The organism is Leptolyngbya sp. 7M (assembly GCF_018128485.1).
In genome coordinates this window covers 5,008,221-5,023,497 of sequence record NZ_CP070897.1, presented here as the reverse complement: position 1 = coordinate 5,023,497, position 15,277 = coordinate 5,008,221, and the positions used below count along the sequence as shown (strand labels likewise).

Below are 15,277 nucleotides of genomic sequence, written 5' to 3'. Positions count from 1 at the left end.
CCAGAGCTAGCGGAGCTACTGAGGAGGCAGAATCACACGGTCGATTACGTGGATCACACCATTGGTGGCTGTGATATCCGGCTGGATCACATTAGCGCCATTGACGGTAACCTGACCTTCACTAACATCCACCGTCACCGGGCTGCCTGCAACGGTAGGAACTTCTCCCGAAGACAAGCTGCTAGAGGGATAAGCACCAGAAACCACGTGGTACTTCAGAATAGTAACTAGTCGCTCCCGATTCTCGGGCTTGAGCAGTTCTTCGACCGTACCGTCTGGGAGAGCGGCAAATGCCTCGTCCGTTGGAGCAAACACCGTAAACGGACCTTCCCCAGCGAGGACTTCGGCCAATTCAGCTTCGGTCAAAGCAGCAACTAAGGTTTGGAAAGAGTCGCTGGCTGAAGCAATGTCAACAATCGTGCCACTGGTGGCAGCCACTGCCGGTGCGGGAGCCGGCGTATTGGATGTGGGAGCCTCAGCTTCAGATGGAGCACTTTGAGGTTGAGCAGGAACACTTAATGTCGGAGCTTGAGGGTCACCGGATGCCGGAGTTTGGACTTCAGGAGTTTGGGATTCAACCGCGGGCATCTGGGCATCTGGCGCAGGTGATTCGGTGGCGGGCTTTACTTGAGCAGCTACAGGCAGCACAATCGCTGCACTGGCCAGAAAACCAACCAAACCAACTGTTCGCTTAACCAAGTTCACATTATTCAGTGAGTTCATGGAATTTCGTCCTTACTTACTGCACCATCAAGAAAGTGTTAACTTCCTTTGCGGTTTATGACGTTTTGGTTAAGACCGGGTTCCCTGCCTTGCCATAGGAACTTTATATGATTAGCAGGCACTTTGGTTTGAATTCTGAATCAGTTGTCTCTTAATTGCTGATTTATGTCTGGGTTAGCAGGCTCCTGTCTCTAACGATGCTCCTGTTCCTGAGAGATCTGCTGTAACTTGGAATATGCAATGGGAATATGCAATGGGACAGGATTTTCTTGTTTGCTAGGAGGCAGCCATGCTAGAGCTATACCAATTCGAGTTATCGCATTACTGTGAAAAAGTTCGGTTGATTCTGGACTATAAAGGGTTGCCCTACCGCAAAGTGGAAGTGACGCCCGGCATTGGGCAGCTAGATCTCTATCGTCTATCTGGGCAACGCCAGGTTCCTGTCCTCAAAGATGGGGCCGAGGTAATTGCAGATTCAACCGCAATCGCCAAATACCTTGATCAGCGCTATCCAGAACGACCGATTATTCCTACTGATCCAAAGCAACGAGCGCTATGTTTTGTCATGGAAGAGTGGGCTGATGAGTCGATTGGCTTGAACGCTCGCAAAGTTATGATTGGAGCCTTTAGCCAAAGTGCGGCCTTCCGTAGAGCCTTCCTACCATCCTCAACGCCAGATTTCCTTAGAACCGTGGTGGACTCGGTGCCCCCCGAAGCGCTAGAAGTCTTGGGCATGGGTGCGGGTTTTGGGCCGGATGCGGTCAAAGCGGCCCGTCAGACAATGCAGCAGAATTTAGAATCGCTGTGCGTGCTGTTACAGGATAGTTCCTATTTATTGGGAGAGGAACCAACCTTGGCTGACTTTGCCGTGGCGGCGTTGACCATGTATGTCAAATTCCCCGCGGGGGCTTATCTCAAGCTACCCGAAGCTTTGAAGGGTATGGGGGTGCCAGGATTAGCCGACAACCCAGCTTATGATTTGTTTTGGGTATGGCGCGACCGGCTCTATGCATGCTGCACTCACGCTAAATGCTAACGATTTCTTGATTATTGCTTAGCGTGGAAGGTGAGGGAGTAACGAGTCTGAGTGACTGCGCCTTAGTAGCAAATCTATGCTTCCCACCGATCTCCTAATCCAGCGGCACAATGGGGAAGAAATCGTTCCCAAACGGCTGCCGATCAACCCGCGCAATTTGGAGATGGCAACAACGCTGATTGGCATCTTTCAGCAGGCGCAGGGCAACCCCCAGCATGAACTGGATCGGCAGCTTCTAGAACTCGAAGGCGACAGTACCGATTACCGCATCAAGCGCGGCTTGGCCCATTTGCTTAGAAGCGATACCTTTAGCCAGTTCGAGGTGGTGAGTCCGTTAGAACCTCAACAGTTGCGGCAGCGAGTTTTTGCCTGGGCAGCGCAAGCGGCTCCCTTACCCCAAACAGCGGCCCATACCTTTGCTGCTTTGGCTGAACAGCTCAGTCAGGAATTGGGCCATGAAATCTACTCTGAACAAATCCGAACTGGCCTCTATGCTGATCTGGCCGAAAACCGGATTTTGACCCAGTTTGATCCGCCCACACCAGAAGCGTTGCTGCATCGCTATAACCTGTCTCAGGTACAGGGCATTTTCTATAAGGCCAGCCAAATCCGAATTCAGGCGCACCGTAACGATCCGGGTGAATATAAGCTGCTGTTTCGCTACCTGAAGCTGTTTGGCCTGATGGCTTACATCGAAGGCGACGCAGATCACGGGTTTACGATCAGCATCGATGGTCCCACCAGTTTGTTTAAGCCCAGCACTCGCTACGGCCTCGACATTGCCAAACTGATTCCGGCCCTGCTGCATGTAACTAAATGGAGCCTGGCGGCTGACCTGCACTGGCGCGATTCCTACAGCAAACAGGAACAAGCCAAGCGGTTTACGCTCGATTCGGGCTGTGGGCTAGTGAGCCATTACCCGCCCGGTAAGCCCTACGATAGTTTTTTGGAACTTTCCTTTGCCGACCGTTGGGACAGCCTCAACAGTGAATGGCGACTAGAACGAGAGGTGGATTTGATTCCGATTCCTGGTAGCGTGATGATTCCCGATTTTCGGTTGGTCCATCCCGACGGACACTCGTTTTTGCTAGAAATTGTCGGCTACTGGCGGCCCGAATATCTGCGCAAAAAGTTTCTGCAAGTGCGGCAATCTGGGCGGAATGATTTGATCCTGGCAATTTCAGAGCGGTTAAATCTGGAAAAGGCTGGTGTCAACTTTAACCACACTCCAGCCCATGTGATCTGGTTTAAGGACAAACTGTCGCCCAAGGCGGTGCTGGACGTACTGGAATCAGTCTAATACTGTTGATGCATGATATCAACACGACTAGCTCCGATTAGGCGGATTGGCATACCTAACTCGATCATGAAAAGGTTCTCATCTTCACTTCATCTCGTCTTCACTGGAGCTTGCTAAGTTTAGGTGCCTTTGGTGCACATATTGCCACTGCAAGGCAAGATAATACAGCAAACAGACAAAGTGCTGACAGATAAAGTGCTGACAGGGTTGATTCAGGCGGAGGTCCAAACAAGGCTGTGGGGAAGTGGTTGCTAATTGTTCCAGTTTGGTTAGGGATGAGTTTCAAGTTCACTGAGGTTGCGGTCGCTCAATCTGCGGTCGCTCAATTCAGGATTGTTGAACCCAACTTCGCTCCTGAACAGGTGATTGACAGATCCGAAGGGATGCCGATAGGAGTCAGGAGTCAGGAGTCAGGAGTTAGGAGCGCTCTGCCATAGGGTTTCTCCTTTTTTGGGTTTATCTGTGAAATAAGCGGTAACAATAAATGCGTCATCAGGAAGATACTTAACCACTACACAAAGCCATTTATCTCCGATTGCCAGTTGGGTATAAAACCGATAACACAATGCGACGCTTTCATCACTGCGAGATTGCCGCACCAGTTGTGGATGCTTCAAGGTGTCAGCGATTTGTGCTTCCATTTCGACCATTTCAGGGTGAGACAGAATATGCGTCAACCGTTCTTCAGTCAAACGCACTTCTCGGTTCTGATGGTCGAGAAGGATGGGCATCAGGCTACACCTCCACCTCCACAGTAATCGAGAGTAATCGAGGTGTTGCAGCCGGAGGTATGGACGACTTTGAGGCAGGCAGTATATTTGTCCAGTGCCGGGTAGGTGTAGACCTCATCGCTGACGGTTTTGAGCGAGCGATCCTTGCGCGTTCGATAGTCTTGCCAATCGTGGGTGGAGGGTTTGCCTGGTTGCCAGTTAAAGTCGAGCGCCCAGAAGTTGTGGGGCCGTAGGTGGGCTGCTAAGGCATAGAAAAGCACTAAGGTGCAACGTCTGCCACCAATTATAGTCACTGCCCCAAATGCCGCCAAATTCGAACTTCCTGAGAGATGGGCAATGGTAGGGATTCCTAAGAAATTAAAGCAATAGAATTCGAGATTCGAGTTCTGCCCAAAGCCAGTTTTCGAGTTAGCCGTTACCGAGATAGAGATTAATCAATCCCTACCTTAGGAAACGATTTGTAATGGATTCAGCGCTTCAACCAGCCGATTTTCAGCTACCCGAACTCGGCCTGGTTTGTATTACCGTCTCAGACCGGGTGCGGTTTCGCGCCATGACGCGCAAACGACTGCTGCAACTTTCCCTGCCCGAACAGAAGCAGGCGTTACGAGCCTTATATGCCCAGAATTTAGAACGGCTCAGCGGTGCAATCAGTTTTTGTCAGAGCGAAGCGATTCGGCTCTACCGGCTTAGTTCGGCGGTGTTTCCCTTTTCCGATGAACCGACGGGCGAGGCAGTGCTGGCGGAATTGGCTACCGACCTACGGCAGATCGGGGAGCGAGCCATGACAGCAGGGATCCGGCTGGTGCTTCATCCGGATCAATTTGTAGTGCTGAACTCTGATCGTCCTGAGGTGATCGCCAATAGTATTAAGATTCTCAGTGCCCACGCCCGCCTGTTTGACTGGATGGGACTACCGCGTTCGGCCTTGGCAGCCATGAATATCCACGGCGGCAAAGGCGATCGGGTTGAACGATTAGTACAGGTGATTCGAGATTTGCCCGATGGAATTCGTTTACGTTTGACCCTCGAAAACGATGAATATACCTATGGTGCGACCGATATGCTAGCCATTTGCGAAGCGGCATCAGTGCCAATGGTGTTTGATGCCCATCACCACCTGATCCACGACCGCCTGGAGAGCTACGAAGATGGAAGTGTGGCCAATTTAGTAGCAGCAGCTCGCCAAACTTGGCCGCTCCCCGAATGGCAGTTGGTGCATATTTCCAATGGCCGCGAGTTTTTGCATGATCCGCGCCACAGCGACTACATTACCCAGATGCCCAGCGCCTATCACAACGTTAAATGGATCGAAATCGAAGCGCGCCAAAAAGAAAATGCGATTGCCCATCTGCGCCAAACCTGGTTGTCCTCTCTGGCTGAGGCAGCAACCACACCGCTGATTGCAACTGCAATTCAGCCGCCCCAAATCCGGCCTAGCGTGATGAAACTGCTCGTTAAAAGCAACAGAGCCATCCGGTGCAGCAAGGGGCTTCCCCATCAACCGGAAGAAGCCAATTGTGAATCGATTAACACCAGGCAACGGTTGCAGTCGCAACTATCCAATCAAATCAGTTCTATTCGCATTGCTCTCTATTCCCACGACACGATGGGGTTGGGCCACAAGCGACGCAATTTGCTGATTGCTCAAACCTTGGTTCGGGTGCTTCCGCAAGCTTCGATTTTGCTAATCAGCGGCATGGAAGAGGGACATACTGTTAATTTACCTGCCAATATTGATTACCTGTCTTTGCCAGTATTGCGCAAAGAGATCAATGGACAGTATCAGCCCCGCCGTCTAGATATGCCGCTGCAAGAGCTGATTGCGATTCGATCGCAGGTAATTCAGGCAGCAATGAAAACCTTTTCCCCCGATCTATTTCTTGTAGATAATGTGCCGCGCGGTGCAGTGCGAGAGCTCAATCCAACGTTGGACTACCTGCGGGCACAAGGACAAACGCACTGTGTACTAGGATTGCGGGATGTGTTAGATGAACCCAGAGTCGTACAACGAGAATGGCTGCGTGCTCGCAATGAGGAAGCAATTGCCCAGTACTATGATGCGGTTTGGGTGTATGGCGATCCGAATGTGTTTGATCTAGTTCAAGAATATCGGTTATCACCAGAGGTGGCAGCCAAGATTCGCTATGCTGGCTATTTCGATCAGCGTCAGCGATTGCAATATTTAGCATCTACTGAAAATATTTTAGAAAACTTGCATCTACCGCCCGGTAAGCTGGCCCTGTGTTTGGTGGGAGGTGGCCAGGACGGTGCCAATTTAGCTCAGATGTTTGCACAAGCGACGTTACCGCCTGACACAAACGGCGTGATTCTAACCGGACCGTTTATGTCGCTGAAACAACGGCAGCAGCTTCACGAGCGCACCGCCGCCCATCCTCGCTTACGGATTTTGGACTATCTAGAAGAATCAACGCAACTCTTAAACCACGCAGACTGTGTGGTATCAATGGGAGGCTACAACACGACCTGTGAATTGCTCTCATTTGGGAAACGATCGTTGATTGCGCCGCGTGTGACGCCACGATTGGAGCAATGGATTCGGGCGAAACGGCTGCATGAACTCGGTTGGATTGATGTGTTACATCCCGATTGCATCAGTCCTGCTGCGATTACCAAGGTGGGATACGTGCTGAAGCGCTATCCCCGTTATTCTGAAACTTTTGTAGTGTCTGAGATTCTAGCGCATGAAGCGGCTGGATTACCGATGGATATCTTTGCGTTGCATCCACCCCTAGATGGATATTTTCAAGACATCATTGCATTTGCCGAAATTCCCTATTCATTTACCACTCATGCCAAAGATATCTTTCACGACAGCGTGATTCCAGCCGAGCATCAACGTTTGGGTCTGCAAGACCATGTGCAACTGCTGGGTCCCCGTCCGCAGGGTGAACTAATACAACAGATACGGTCGGCGGCGGTTTGGGGGATTATGTCAGTACTGTTAATCCCCTGTTTAGCGGTAGTGGCGATGGAGCCATTTCCACCTTTGGGCGTGAGAACCCAATCCGACGCCAAGGCGGGGTTCCTGGGATCGGATTGACCTATGAACTCACGGATGAGATCAGATTAGAGTTGGGGTATGTTGCCAGTGGAGCCACCGACCCAGAAGTTGGCTTTTCCCAAAGTCCCTACGCGGCAGTGGCTCAAGTCACGCTGGAGCCTGGACCGCTATATTCTGGAATTTGCGTTTGGCGAAATCTATTCGCGACCTGGTTTAGATGCAAAAACGCGACAGCTCGTCACGATCACGGCTCTGACCACGCTGGGCAATGCCCAACCGCAGCTCAAGGCTCACATCCAGGGGGCGCTGAACGTGGGCTGTACGCGAACCGAGGTGGTGGAAGTGATTTTGCAACTAGTCGTGTATGCAGGGTTTCCGGCAGCTTTGAATGCAATGCTAATAGCAAAGCAAGTATTTGCAGAACGGGATGAAGAAGGGTTGAGTTGACTAAGAGTTAAACTGGGACCTTAGGAGACACTAGAATTATGCAATGTGTGATTCTTTTTCAAAAAATTAGATAAAGCTGTATAAAATTTCTTAACCTGGGAACAGAATGCACTGAAAATATTGTTTGCGTCTGCTATTGTTAAGCAGAAATCTTCATAGGCAAGTCAATTGGGCAAGGAAGTGTGGTTACCGGGAAAAAGCTGTCTTCAGATCCGCGTCACAGGCTCAATACAATCTGTCCATATTACACAATGTTTCCTTTGGAGTTTCCTATTCGGATTTTGAATAGAACTGCAAAGGATACTGTTGTGCTTGATCCATTTTGTGGCCGAGGTACCACTAACTATGCAGCTAGAGCTAAAGGGATTCAGTCTTTTGGCATTGATACCTCTCCCATCGCAGTTGCAATAGCCAAAGCAAAACTAGCTACCACATCCCTTGAGAAAGTACTAGCACTAATCGAGCGGTTGCTGGAAAGAGCGGAAACCTGTGAGGTTCCTAAAGGTGAATTCTGGGATTGGGCATATCATCCTGATACTTTAGACCAGATTTGTAAATTACGTACTGGTTTACTAAAAACCAAAGAAACCGATGAATCCGTGATGTTGCGGGCGCTCATGCTTGGCTGTTTACATGGTCCTCAACAGAAAGATATTAACAATTCGTCCTATTTTTCTAATCAAATGCCAAGGACGTTTTCATCTAAGCCAGATTATTCTGTTCGGTATTGGAAGGAACGTGATCTCAAACCATTGAAGATTGATATACGAGGCCCCCTTTATAAGAAGGCATCTAGAGTCCTAAACAATAGACTTAATGACATATCTTCTACAAAGAATATTTTTCTGGGCGATAGCCGCCACAGAGCAACATTCAAAAAACTCAGTAAAAGTGTGAGCCTAGTAATTACTTCACCACCTTACTATGGAATGACGACCTACGTTCAGGATCAATGGCTTAGACATTGGTTTCTTGGTGGATCAAGCGAAGTAAATTACGAACGAACTCCACAGGTTTCCCATGCTTCAGCAAATGATTTTAGTACATCGTTAGCCCAGGTTTGGGACAATATTTATAGCGTTTCTCAAGACCAAATAAAAATGGTCATACGCTTTGGAGCGTTGGCGTCAAGGTCAATAGATTACGACGAAATTCTATTAGATTCTCTTAGAAAATCTATAGCTCCTTGGAAGATATATTGTCGCAGAAAAGTTGAATTGGCTGAAAAAGGGCGTCGGCAAGCTGAGCATATGGGCGCTCGTGTTCAATCTACCCCTCTGCAAGAAATGGACTATTTCATTCAATTGGATTAGTAAAAGGCGGAGAAAATGATTGATCCTGACAGCCACAAAAAGCTTAGTGAAGAAATTGCACGTCGAATTGCTGAAGATCGGCGTTTATTAGATGAGCTGCGAGAAGAAATCAGACCACTGCGAGATCAAGTTAGACGAATTCAACCTCGCAGTATCAACACAACCATCGAAGGCAATACACTGACGCTGACCGGCATGGTCGCTAGCCTGGATGGACAGCAGATGGTCAAAGATAGTATCTCTGGAGCAGCAACCGAAGCGGAGGCACTCGGGATACAACTCGCTCATAATCTCCGCCAGCAAGGAGCGACGGAAATCCTGGAGGCAATCTTTACTGAGATCCAGCGGGGATCTTAATTCAACCTCACGCTCAGCTCAGCTCCTCACTCTCCAGGGTATCAACTGAGTACAACCGCTCTGGTAGGACCATATCCCGCACAAATCGATATAGCTCTGCTTCCGATCGCCCTTCGAGCTGCTGCTCCTTGAGGGCGATTAGTCCATCTGCTAACTCGGCAGCTCGTTTTTTGTAGGAGTTGTTCGCCCCCAGCAGATCCAAAAACACCTCCCGCTCGATCTGAAGACGGCTGGCATCTTCGGTTAGGTGAGAGGCATAGGCAAGCGAATCGACTTCGTATTTGAGCAGAAAGATCAGGGCATTGCTGAGCTGCTGGAGTTGTTGCTGCAATCGGCGGGTATCGAGTTCTAACCGATCAAAGCCGACCTGACCGTCAATGCGCAGTTCCACAATTGGAGCATCGGCTGGACACAAGCGGTTTTGCTGAATCGCCTGCTGGACTTGGGCAATCGCCTGCTGCTCTAGTTCTTCGACTGATTCTTGTCCATTGGTTGAGAGCTTTAACCGCACAACGTTCCGCTGGTAATAATCCTGTTTCAGCTCGGCCTGGATGCCAGTTTCGTTGATTTCTACCAGATAAACTCCTCGCTGGTAGCTGGCTTCCTCCACGCTGTTGGCTTCGATGGAGCCAGGGTTGAAGATCCAGTTTTCTAAGCTATAGCTCTTGTGAATATGCCCCAATGCTAAATAATCAACCCCCGCTTGTTTCAGGGGCAAGACATCAGCATATCTGAGCGCACCTTGGTAGCGCGCGATCTGTCCTTCTAGGCCGTGGTGGAACATCAGAATCGTTGGCCCAGCACTCGGAGGTAGTTTAGCCATTGCGGCGACAATCTGCTCAATTGCCTTGGGTGCCGAAGTTCCGTACCAGCTCGATCCCAAGACTCGCACTCCGCAATCTAGATCGATGTAGGCACCAGAGCGCCCATTCCACGGACTATAAAACGATTCCTCAGCAGTGGCATCACCCGGTTCCAGCAGAATCAGCAATCCCCAGTCTGCCAGATAGCGCAACCAATTTGTTTTGGTCCCGTAGGGACGGTTGTCGTGATTCCCCTCAATCGCCAGCACAGGAATACCGGCTTTCTGCAACTCCTGCAAACAGTACTGAGCTTGGTTTAAGGTAGCGGGCTGAATGTTGCGATGCTCAAACAAGTCACCGGCGATTAGGACAAAGTCTACCCGCTCTGCAATCGCGTATTTCTCGATCGCGTCGTTGAAGGCATAGAAAAAATCCTGCGTCCGCTCTTTGCAATCGTAGCGGTCAAAGCCCAGATGAACGTCAGCCAGATGGAGAAAGCGAGGCATAGATATAAGTACAGATGAACTGACTCATTCTATGCTCGAATCGGGCTAGCGTCCAGGGGTTAACCCAAATGTTTGCAAAATCAAACCGCAGCTGTAGTGGATGCTGCCAGTTCTTCCAATCGCTCTTGCTGATCTTGAGAAATACAAGACTGAATCACCGATTCTAAATCGCCTTCCAACACCGGGTTCAACGTGAAGTTCTGCCCCAAGCGGTGGTCGGTCACGCGATTATCTTTGTATACTGAGGGTCTTCTGATTTTTCATCCTAGAACTTTACAAAAGCTTCGGAGGTTGGGTTGGTTTCACTCTCACCCACGGTTGGTGCAGGGAAAGCGTACATTGGTATAGGTAATGGAATTTAAACATTGGACTCGATATGTTTGTAATTGATCTAACCTTGAAGAATTCGCCCATCACGCTCTCGGTGCAGCGCAAAGCAGAAGCAGATGCGAAAGCTGTATATCAGCAAGTTTTGGATGCAGTGCGGACGGGAAATCCAGTGACTTTGGAGTTAACCTGTGAGCAGCAGGTGGGTAAAGCAATTGGGGTATTGGTGAGTGAAATTGCTGCTGTGCAAATGGCAGAAAAAACAGCAACGGCAACGGCATCAGGTAAGCCGCCCGGATTTTTCACGACGCTCGCCCAGTAGGAGTAACAGTTAGGAGCAGAGTAGCGGTAGAGTGGGTCACCCCTGCATAGTTGGATGTAAAGATGGCAAATGCGGCAATTGTGGTTCAGGATGTACAGTTTCGCTGGTCAAAGGAGGCTGCGGTTTTAGAGGACTGTAGTTTGGAAGTTCCTAAAGGCGAATTCTGGATGCTGCTGGGAACCAATGGCAGTGGCAAATCAACTTTGCTGCGAGTGTTGGCAGGTCTGCTGTCTGCTCAGGCAGGGCAGATTGAGGTCGGGGATCCAGTTGGCTTTGTATTTCAAAACCCAGATCATCAGTTGGTGATGCCAACGGTTGGAGCTGATGTTGCCTTTGGACTAGTAGCTGAACAGTTGTCGTTTGACCAGATTCAGCAGCGGGTTGAGGAATCGCTCAGGGCTGTTAACTTGAGCCACCTGCAACGGCGTCCAATCTACGCACTCAGCGGTGGGCAAAAACAGCGAGTGGCGATTGCAGGAGCCATTGCTCGGCATTGTGAAGTGCTGTTGCTAGATGAGCCTACAGCATTACTTGATGCCGACAGTCAGCTTAGCTTGGTGGCGCAAGTCAGGCAGCTTGTCAAACAACGGGGGATTACTGCCCTGTGGGTCACTCATCGCTTGGAGGAGTTGGACTATTGCGATGGCGCATTCCTGTTGGAAGCTGGACAGGTGGTTGACCGAGGAGAGCCAACCCGCTTAAAGCAACGGTTGATGCAGCAAGTGGGGTGAAGCTAGCAGCGAAATTCACATAAGATTTACATAATGCAACAAAGAAGGGCAATAATTAAGAAGAAGCAATCTTTTTAACTGATAAATTTTGCCTAATCATCTTGGTTTGTAAATCCAATGTGCTAGATCATGCCATCTTCAACCCCCCAAGCCCTTTTACTCGTGGACGGCTATAACGTTATTGGTGCCTGGCAGCATCTGACTCGCCTGCGCGAGCAACAAGGGTTGGAAACGGCCCGACGAGAATTGATTGAGGTGTTGCTGAGCTACAGTGCTGCGCAGGATTACGAAACCCAAGTTGTGTTTGATTCCCAATTGCGCGACTCTCCGGGTAATCGTGAGATTGTAACTAGCTATCTTTCGATCTGCTATACCGATTATCGCCAAACTGCGGATACGTTTATTGAAAAAGCCTGTGCGGCCTATCGTAAAGATCTGCGCAAATACTCGCAAAGACTAATTGTGGCGACGTCGGATCGTGCTCAGCAGCTGACGGTTATGGGCTATGGGGCTGAATGGATCTCAGCTCAGCGTCTCTGGGTGGAGGTAGAATTAGCAACCCAACGAGTCCGACGCAAACAGCAAAGCTTGCGCAAGCAGAAACACGCCTCGGTCGTGGCAGCAGTTCCCTGTCTGACTGGAACGCTAATAAACGCCTAACCCTGCCTGACGCTAGAGGCAGAACCATTATCGGCTTTGGTCAAGGGGCCGGCTTGACCAGTCGCACGCTAGGGCAGTTGATCGGCGCTGAGATGCATACCCTCACACTGGCTCAAATTCCCTCGCATAATCATCAGCCGTCTGTAGGTGCCTTCTTTGTCTCTCCCGGTAGTGGCGGTGCGTTCACTCTGACTAGCCAGTCTGGAGCAATGCACAACACGACTCTCAACACCAGCAATCAAGGCGGAGGGCAGGCACACAACAATATGCAGCCGTCAATCGTCCTATCCTTCCTGATTTCTACTGGTGAAATCGCCTAGCTCTGTATACTGAAGTAGGTCTGTGGTTCCTTCTCTTCTCTCCAGCTCCGTGATTCTCACTTCCCCCCAAGAGTTGTTCCTTTCTGAGCTGTATGCTCTATGCCAGCGTCACCGGCAATCCGCTAACGTCTCGGCTCTATCGGCTGGATTGGTCGCTGGTGCTTACTTGGTGCTGGTGAATGTCTACCTTGAGGATCGCCACCTGTAGAGGGTGGCCTAATTTTGGCCTATATCGCTCACTGGTTATAGTCTGGAACCCTGATTCTTTCGTTGCCAACAGTGAGGGCCTTTTACGGAACAATCAGGGTTTTAGGGCTGACTGTCTGCTGTCTGACGCAGGTGATCGAACTATTGGGTAGATCAAGAAAATGCTGTGACTATGGTTTGCTGACTTTTTTGCGGTTGCCTGTGTCAGTGAGATGTAATAAGAGAGCAGCACAGATAAACCACAGCCAAGCATTACGTAAAATAATTTCTTCGATGTTGAATCGTAGCCTGAATATTAAACTGTAGTTTACTTCTAGATGTGCTTTAACCAAAAGAGGAATTAGGAACTGAATTGCAATTGGTATTGTTGCCAATACTGAAATACAAAAATTCTTTAAGCTGTGCTTCCAGTTCAGTTTAGGTCTAAGCCATTTTGGAGGTGATGACCAAAGTAATCGCAGCAAAAAGAAATAAAGAATTTTGATTGCTAAATACCAAAGAAAGCCAATCGCTAAAGAGACGAGGGATAGTAGAGATATCACAAGTCCTTCAGGTTCAAGAGAGACAACTGTTAATACTAGAGGTCCTATTAAAAACGCCCAGAAGTAAACGCTAAAGACAATCGTGCCTAAGAATGTTGGAATTGCCAGTCTGAAAGCTTGTATCCAGCTACGGAAAGAAGGAAATAACTTTAGCATGGGAATCCTGAGTACTAAGAGACAGCAGCCCTGCCTCTATGGACAGGGCTTACTTTCAGAATTCCCGATTCAGATTTGAGAGTTTTAGTTGAAAGCAACTCTGTGGCTTGAGCTGCACTGTCACTTTTTTAGAACGGCTGTGATGATAACCGTGATGGTTGCAGAGGCAATCAACGTAAAGCTAAGCTGTACGACCCACTGAATGGCTTGCTGGTAATTAGAGAACTTTTCATCAAACCGCTCTCTCCGCTCGGTTTCAGATTCTAGCTGTCGCTCAATACTATCTAACCGAGTAGAGATTTGTGTTTGTAGCTCTCCAAGCTGCTGGGAAACCTGCCTTAGCTCAGCGTCCTGGTCATTTGAGTTCGTCATAATGAGTTAACTCCTAAGTAGTGTCGTTACTTGGGATGATGGAGCAGAGGGCACCAACCTCTGCCTTCATACTATTGATTATCCGTCGATCGCTTTCCCCCCTTCCGATTTTTCGATGAGCGTGGCGATTGAAGAAGCAATCAATGCAGAATGATTTGCCCTCTAACTCTGAAATTTTGTTTGAGGTCACTACACCGATCAGCTTTTCCGTTCGCACAACGATTGAGTATTGGCAATTCATTGTCACAATAAAGCACCCGATCATGCTCAACCGTCTAGCCGATGTTCAAGCTACCTTAAGTAATCCAGACGAAATTCGTCTGAGCAAAACCGATTCTCAGGTTTACTTGTTTTATCGTGATGATGGTGCGAAGCGGTGGGTTTGTGCCGTGACCAGACGTTTAGATGGAGAAGGTTTTTTGATCACAGCCTATCGAACGAGTGCAATTAAAGAAGGGGATTTAGTATGGCAGAAGTAAAAGTGTTTTATGATCGCACAGGCAATACGCTGGTGGTTTGGTTTGGTAATCCTCAAGATGAGGTAGAAGCAGAAGAAACAGGCGATGAAGTGATTCTGATGAAAGATCAGCATGGTCAGGTGATCGGCTTTGAAAAGCTCAACTTCTTGCCTCCTTCCGATCGCCCTGTCCGCATTGCCTTTGAAACAGTAGCCCTCTGAGTTCGTAGTGTTCACTTCAGTGAGCATTTAGAAACGACTAAAGTCGTCACTACAAACTTTTTACTTTTTACTTTTGCCCTAATCATGTCTCAACCCACCTACGGCCCCCACAACCCGCATCCGCTATCGACGCTATGAACGGAACTGGTGTGGGAGGGCAAGTATGACGAGTATGGGCAGCGGCGCGAGGTGGATAGTGCTGGGTGTGCCATGCCGTTCGCGTCAGCGTTCCGCTTGCGGTTGCAGAAGATTGAAAGCATTGATGAACCGCGACGGGCAGCGGCGGCAACGGGGCAGTTGGAGCTATTTGAACAGCAAAACCCCAAGCAGGATGACTTTAGAAATCGGCTGTTCGCTTGCGTGGCGAAGCCATTCTGGGGCGACAACAAGCTGGTAATGGCTTCACTGTTGCAGGAGTTTAAGGGCAAGGTGGATCTGATTTATATCGACCCGCCGTTTGATGTGGGTGCGGATTTTTCGATGCAGGTTCAGATTGGAGACGAGAAGGATTCAGTTCAAAAAGAACAGTCAACTTTAGAAATGGTTGCGTATCGAGATACCTGGGGCAAGGGAACTGATTCTTATCTTTTCATGATGTATGAGCGTCTTTCATTAATTAAAGAACTCTTGTCTGAAAGTGGAAGTCTGTATATTCAATTGTGACTACAGAGTTAATGCTTACCTTCGTGCAATACTTGAGGATCTTTTTGGCAATGAGAA

21 protein-coding genes are annotated in these 15,277 nt (G+C 49.1%); 14 read left to right on the top strand and 7 right to left on the bottom strand.

The annotated features are described in order from the left end of the window. Positions 1-15: 15 nt before the first annotated feature. The gene (locus JVX88_RS26065; protein WP_225931177.1) at positions 16-723 is read right to left on the bottom strand and encodes a fasciclin domain-containing protein; all 708 of its coding nucleotides are present in this window, start codon (positions 721-723) and stop codon (positions 16-18) included. A 289-nt stretch (positions 724-1,012) separates the two neighbouring features. On the opposite strand from JVX88_RS26065, the gene JVX88_RS26060 reads away from it, so the two are divergent. Both JVX88_RS26060 and JVX88_RS26055 read left to right on the top strand, forming a co-directional pair. Next, positions 1,013-1,759, top strand: coding sequence for a glutathione S-transferase family protein (locus JVX88_RS26060; RefSeq protein WP_211621528.1), 747 nt, complete (start codon positions 1,013-1,015; stop codon positions 1,757-1,759). A gap of 76 nt (positions 1,760-1,835) precedes the next feature. Beyond that, a complete protein-coding gene (locus JVX88_RS26055) occupies positions 1,836-3,059 on the top strand; it encodes a DUF790 family protein (protein WP_211621527.1) in 1,224 nt (407 codons plus the stop codon). 410 nt (positions 3,060-3,469) lie between these two features. Here the strand turns inward: JVX88_RS26055 and JVX88_RS26050 are convergent, their stop codons facing one another. Continuing rightward, a complete protein-coding gene (locus JVX88_RS26050) occupies positions 3,470-3,790 on the bottom strand; it encodes a DUF4258 domain-containing protein (RefSeq protein WP_211621526.1) in 321 nt (106 codons plus the stop codon). After that, positions 3,790-4,083, bottom strand: a complete 294-nt coding sequence (locus JVX88_RS26045) for a hypothetical protein (protein ID WP_211621525.1) — start codon at positions 4,081-4,083, stop codon at positions 3,790-3,792. Before JVX88_RS26045 ends, JVX88_RS26050 begins: the two co-directional genes overlap by 1 nt. 170 nt (positions 4,084-4,253) lie before the next feature. On the opposite strand from JVX88_RS26045, the gene uvsE reads away from it, so the two are divergent. From uvsE to JVX88_RS43315, 4 genes are all read left to right on the top strand, one after another. Then, positions 4,254-6,854 carry a UV DNA damage repair endonuclease UvsE gene (gene uvsE / locus JVX88_RS41090; RefSeq protein ID WP_263975252.1) on the top strand — a complete coding sequence of 867 codons (2,601 nt, stop codon included), beginning with the start codon at positions 4,254-4,256 and terminating at the stop codon, positions 6,852-6,854. A 39-nt stretch (positions 6,855-6,893) separates the two neighbouring features. Next, a complete protein-coding gene (locus JVX88_RS26025) occupies positions 6,894-7,262 on the top strand; it encodes a carboxymuconolactone decarboxylase family protein (RefSeq protein ID WP_211621524.1) in 369 nt (122 codons plus the stop codon). A gap of 182 nt (positions 7,263-7,444) precedes the next feature. Then, complete coding sequence (locus JVX88_RS26020; RefSeq protein WP_410503732.1) at positions 7,445-8,575, top strand: DNA methyltransferase; 1,131 nt, start codon at positions 7,445-7,447, stop codon at positions 8,573-8,575. Between the two features lie 15 nt (positions 8,576-8,590). Beyond that, positions 8,591-8,932 carry a hypothetical protein gene (locus tag JVX88_RS43315; protein WP_211621522.1) on the top strand — a complete coding sequence of 114 codons (342 nt, stop codon included), beginning with the start codon at positions 8,591-8,593 and terminating at the stop codon, positions 8,930-8,932. A 13-nt stretch (positions 8,933-8,945) separates the two neighbouring features. On the opposite strand, the gene JVX88_RS26010 is transcribed toward JVX88_RS43315, so the two are convergent. Both JVX88_RS26010 and JVX88_RS26005 read right to left on the bottom strand, forming a co-directional pair. After that, complete coding sequence (locus JVX88_RS26010; protein ID WP_211621521.1) at positions 8,946-10,241, bottom strand: exonuclease SbcCD subunit D; 1,296 nt, start codon at positions 10,239-10,241, stop codon at positions 8,946-8,948. An 80-nt stretch (positions 10,242-10,321) separates the two neighbouring features. Next, a complete protein-coding gene (locus JVX88_RS26005; RefSeq protein ID WP_317134445.1) occupies positions 10,322-10,465 on the bottom strand; it encodes a hypothetical protein in 144 nt (47 codons plus the stop codon). 152 nt (positions 10,466-10,617) lie between these two features. Here JVX88_RS26005 and JVX88_RS26000 point away from each other — a divergent pair, with 152 nt between their 5' ends. From JVX88_RS26000 to JVX88_RS25980, 5 genes are all read left to right on the top strand, one after another. After that, positions 10,618-10,890, top strand: coding sequence for a hypothetical protein (locus JVX88_RS26000; RefSeq protein ID WP_211621520.1), 273 nt, complete (start codon positions 10,618-10,620; stop codon positions 10,888-10,890). A 62-nt stretch (positions 10,891-10,952) separates the two neighbouring features. Then, positions 10,953-11,621: an energy-coupling factor ABC transporter ATP-binding protein gene (locus tag JVX88_RS25995; protein WP_211621519.1), complete on the top strand. Its 669-nt coding sequence runs from the start codon at positions 10,953-10,955 to the stop codon at positions 11,619-11,621. Between the two features lie 129 nt (positions 11,622-11,750). After that, positions 11,751-12,281: an NYN domain-containing protein gene (locus tag JVX88_RS25990; RefSeq protein ID WP_211621518.1), complete on the top strand. Its 531-nt coding sequence runs from the start codon at positions 11,751-11,753 to the stop codon at positions 12,279-12,281. Beyond that, entirely contained in the window at positions 12,173-12,601 is a 429-nt protein-coding gene (locus tag JVX88_RS44420; protein ID WP_410503801.1) for a phage tail protein, read from the top strand. Before JVX88_RS25990 ends, JVX88_RS44420 begins: the two co-directional genes overlap by 109 nt. Before the next feature lie 22 nt (positions 12,602-12,623). Beyond that, positions 12,624-12,809: a hypothetical protein gene (locus JVX88_RS25980; protein ID WP_211621516.1), complete on the top strand. Its 186-nt coding sequence runs from the start codon at positions 12,624-12,626 to the stop codon at positions 12,807-12,809. A 169-nt stretch (positions 12,810-12,978) separates the two neighbouring features. Here JVX88_RS25980 and JVX88_RS25975 read toward each other — a convergent pair whose 3' ends face one another. Next, positions 12,979-13,506, bottom strand: coding sequence for a hypothetical protein (locus JVX88_RS25975; RefSeq protein ID WP_211621515.1), 528 nt, complete (start codon positions 13,504-13,506; stop codon positions 12,979-12,981). A 120-nt stretch (positions 13,507-13,626) separates the two neighbouring features. Next, positions 13,627-13,878: a hypothetical protein gene (locus JVX88_RS25970; RefSeq protein WP_211621514.1), complete on the bottom strand. Its 252-nt coding sequence runs from the start codon at positions 13,876-13,878 to the stop codon at positions 13,627-13,629. 128 nt (positions 13,879-14,006) lie between these two features. Here JVX88_RS25970 and JVX88_RS25965 point away from each other — a divergent pair, with 128 nt between their 5' ends. The 3 genes from JVX88_RS25965 (at position 14,007) to JVX88_RS25955 (ending at position 15,220) form a co-directional block, all read left to right on the top strand. After that, positions 14,007-14,357, top strand: coding sequence for a DUF4258 domain-containing protein (locus JVX88_RS25965; RefSeq protein ID WP_263975251.1), 351 nt, complete (start codon positions 14,007-14,009; stop codon positions 14,355-14,357). Continuing rightward, the gene (locus tag JVX88_RS25960; RefSeq protein ID WP_211621513.1) at positions 14,345-14,557 is read left to right on the top strand and encodes a DUF2283 domain-containing protein; all 213 of its coding nucleotides are present in this window, start codon (positions 14,345-14,347) and stop codon (positions 14,555-14,557) included. Before JVX88_RS25965 ends, JVX88_RS25960 begins: the two co-directional genes overlap by 13 nt. A gap of 147 nt (positions 14,558-14,704) precedes the next feature. Beyond that, a complete protein-coding gene (locus tag JVX88_RS25955; protein ID WP_211621512.1) occupies positions 14,705-15,220 on the top strand; it encodes a DNA methyltransferase in 516 nt (171 codons plus the stop codon). Positions 15,221-15,277 lie beyond the last annotated feature (57 nt).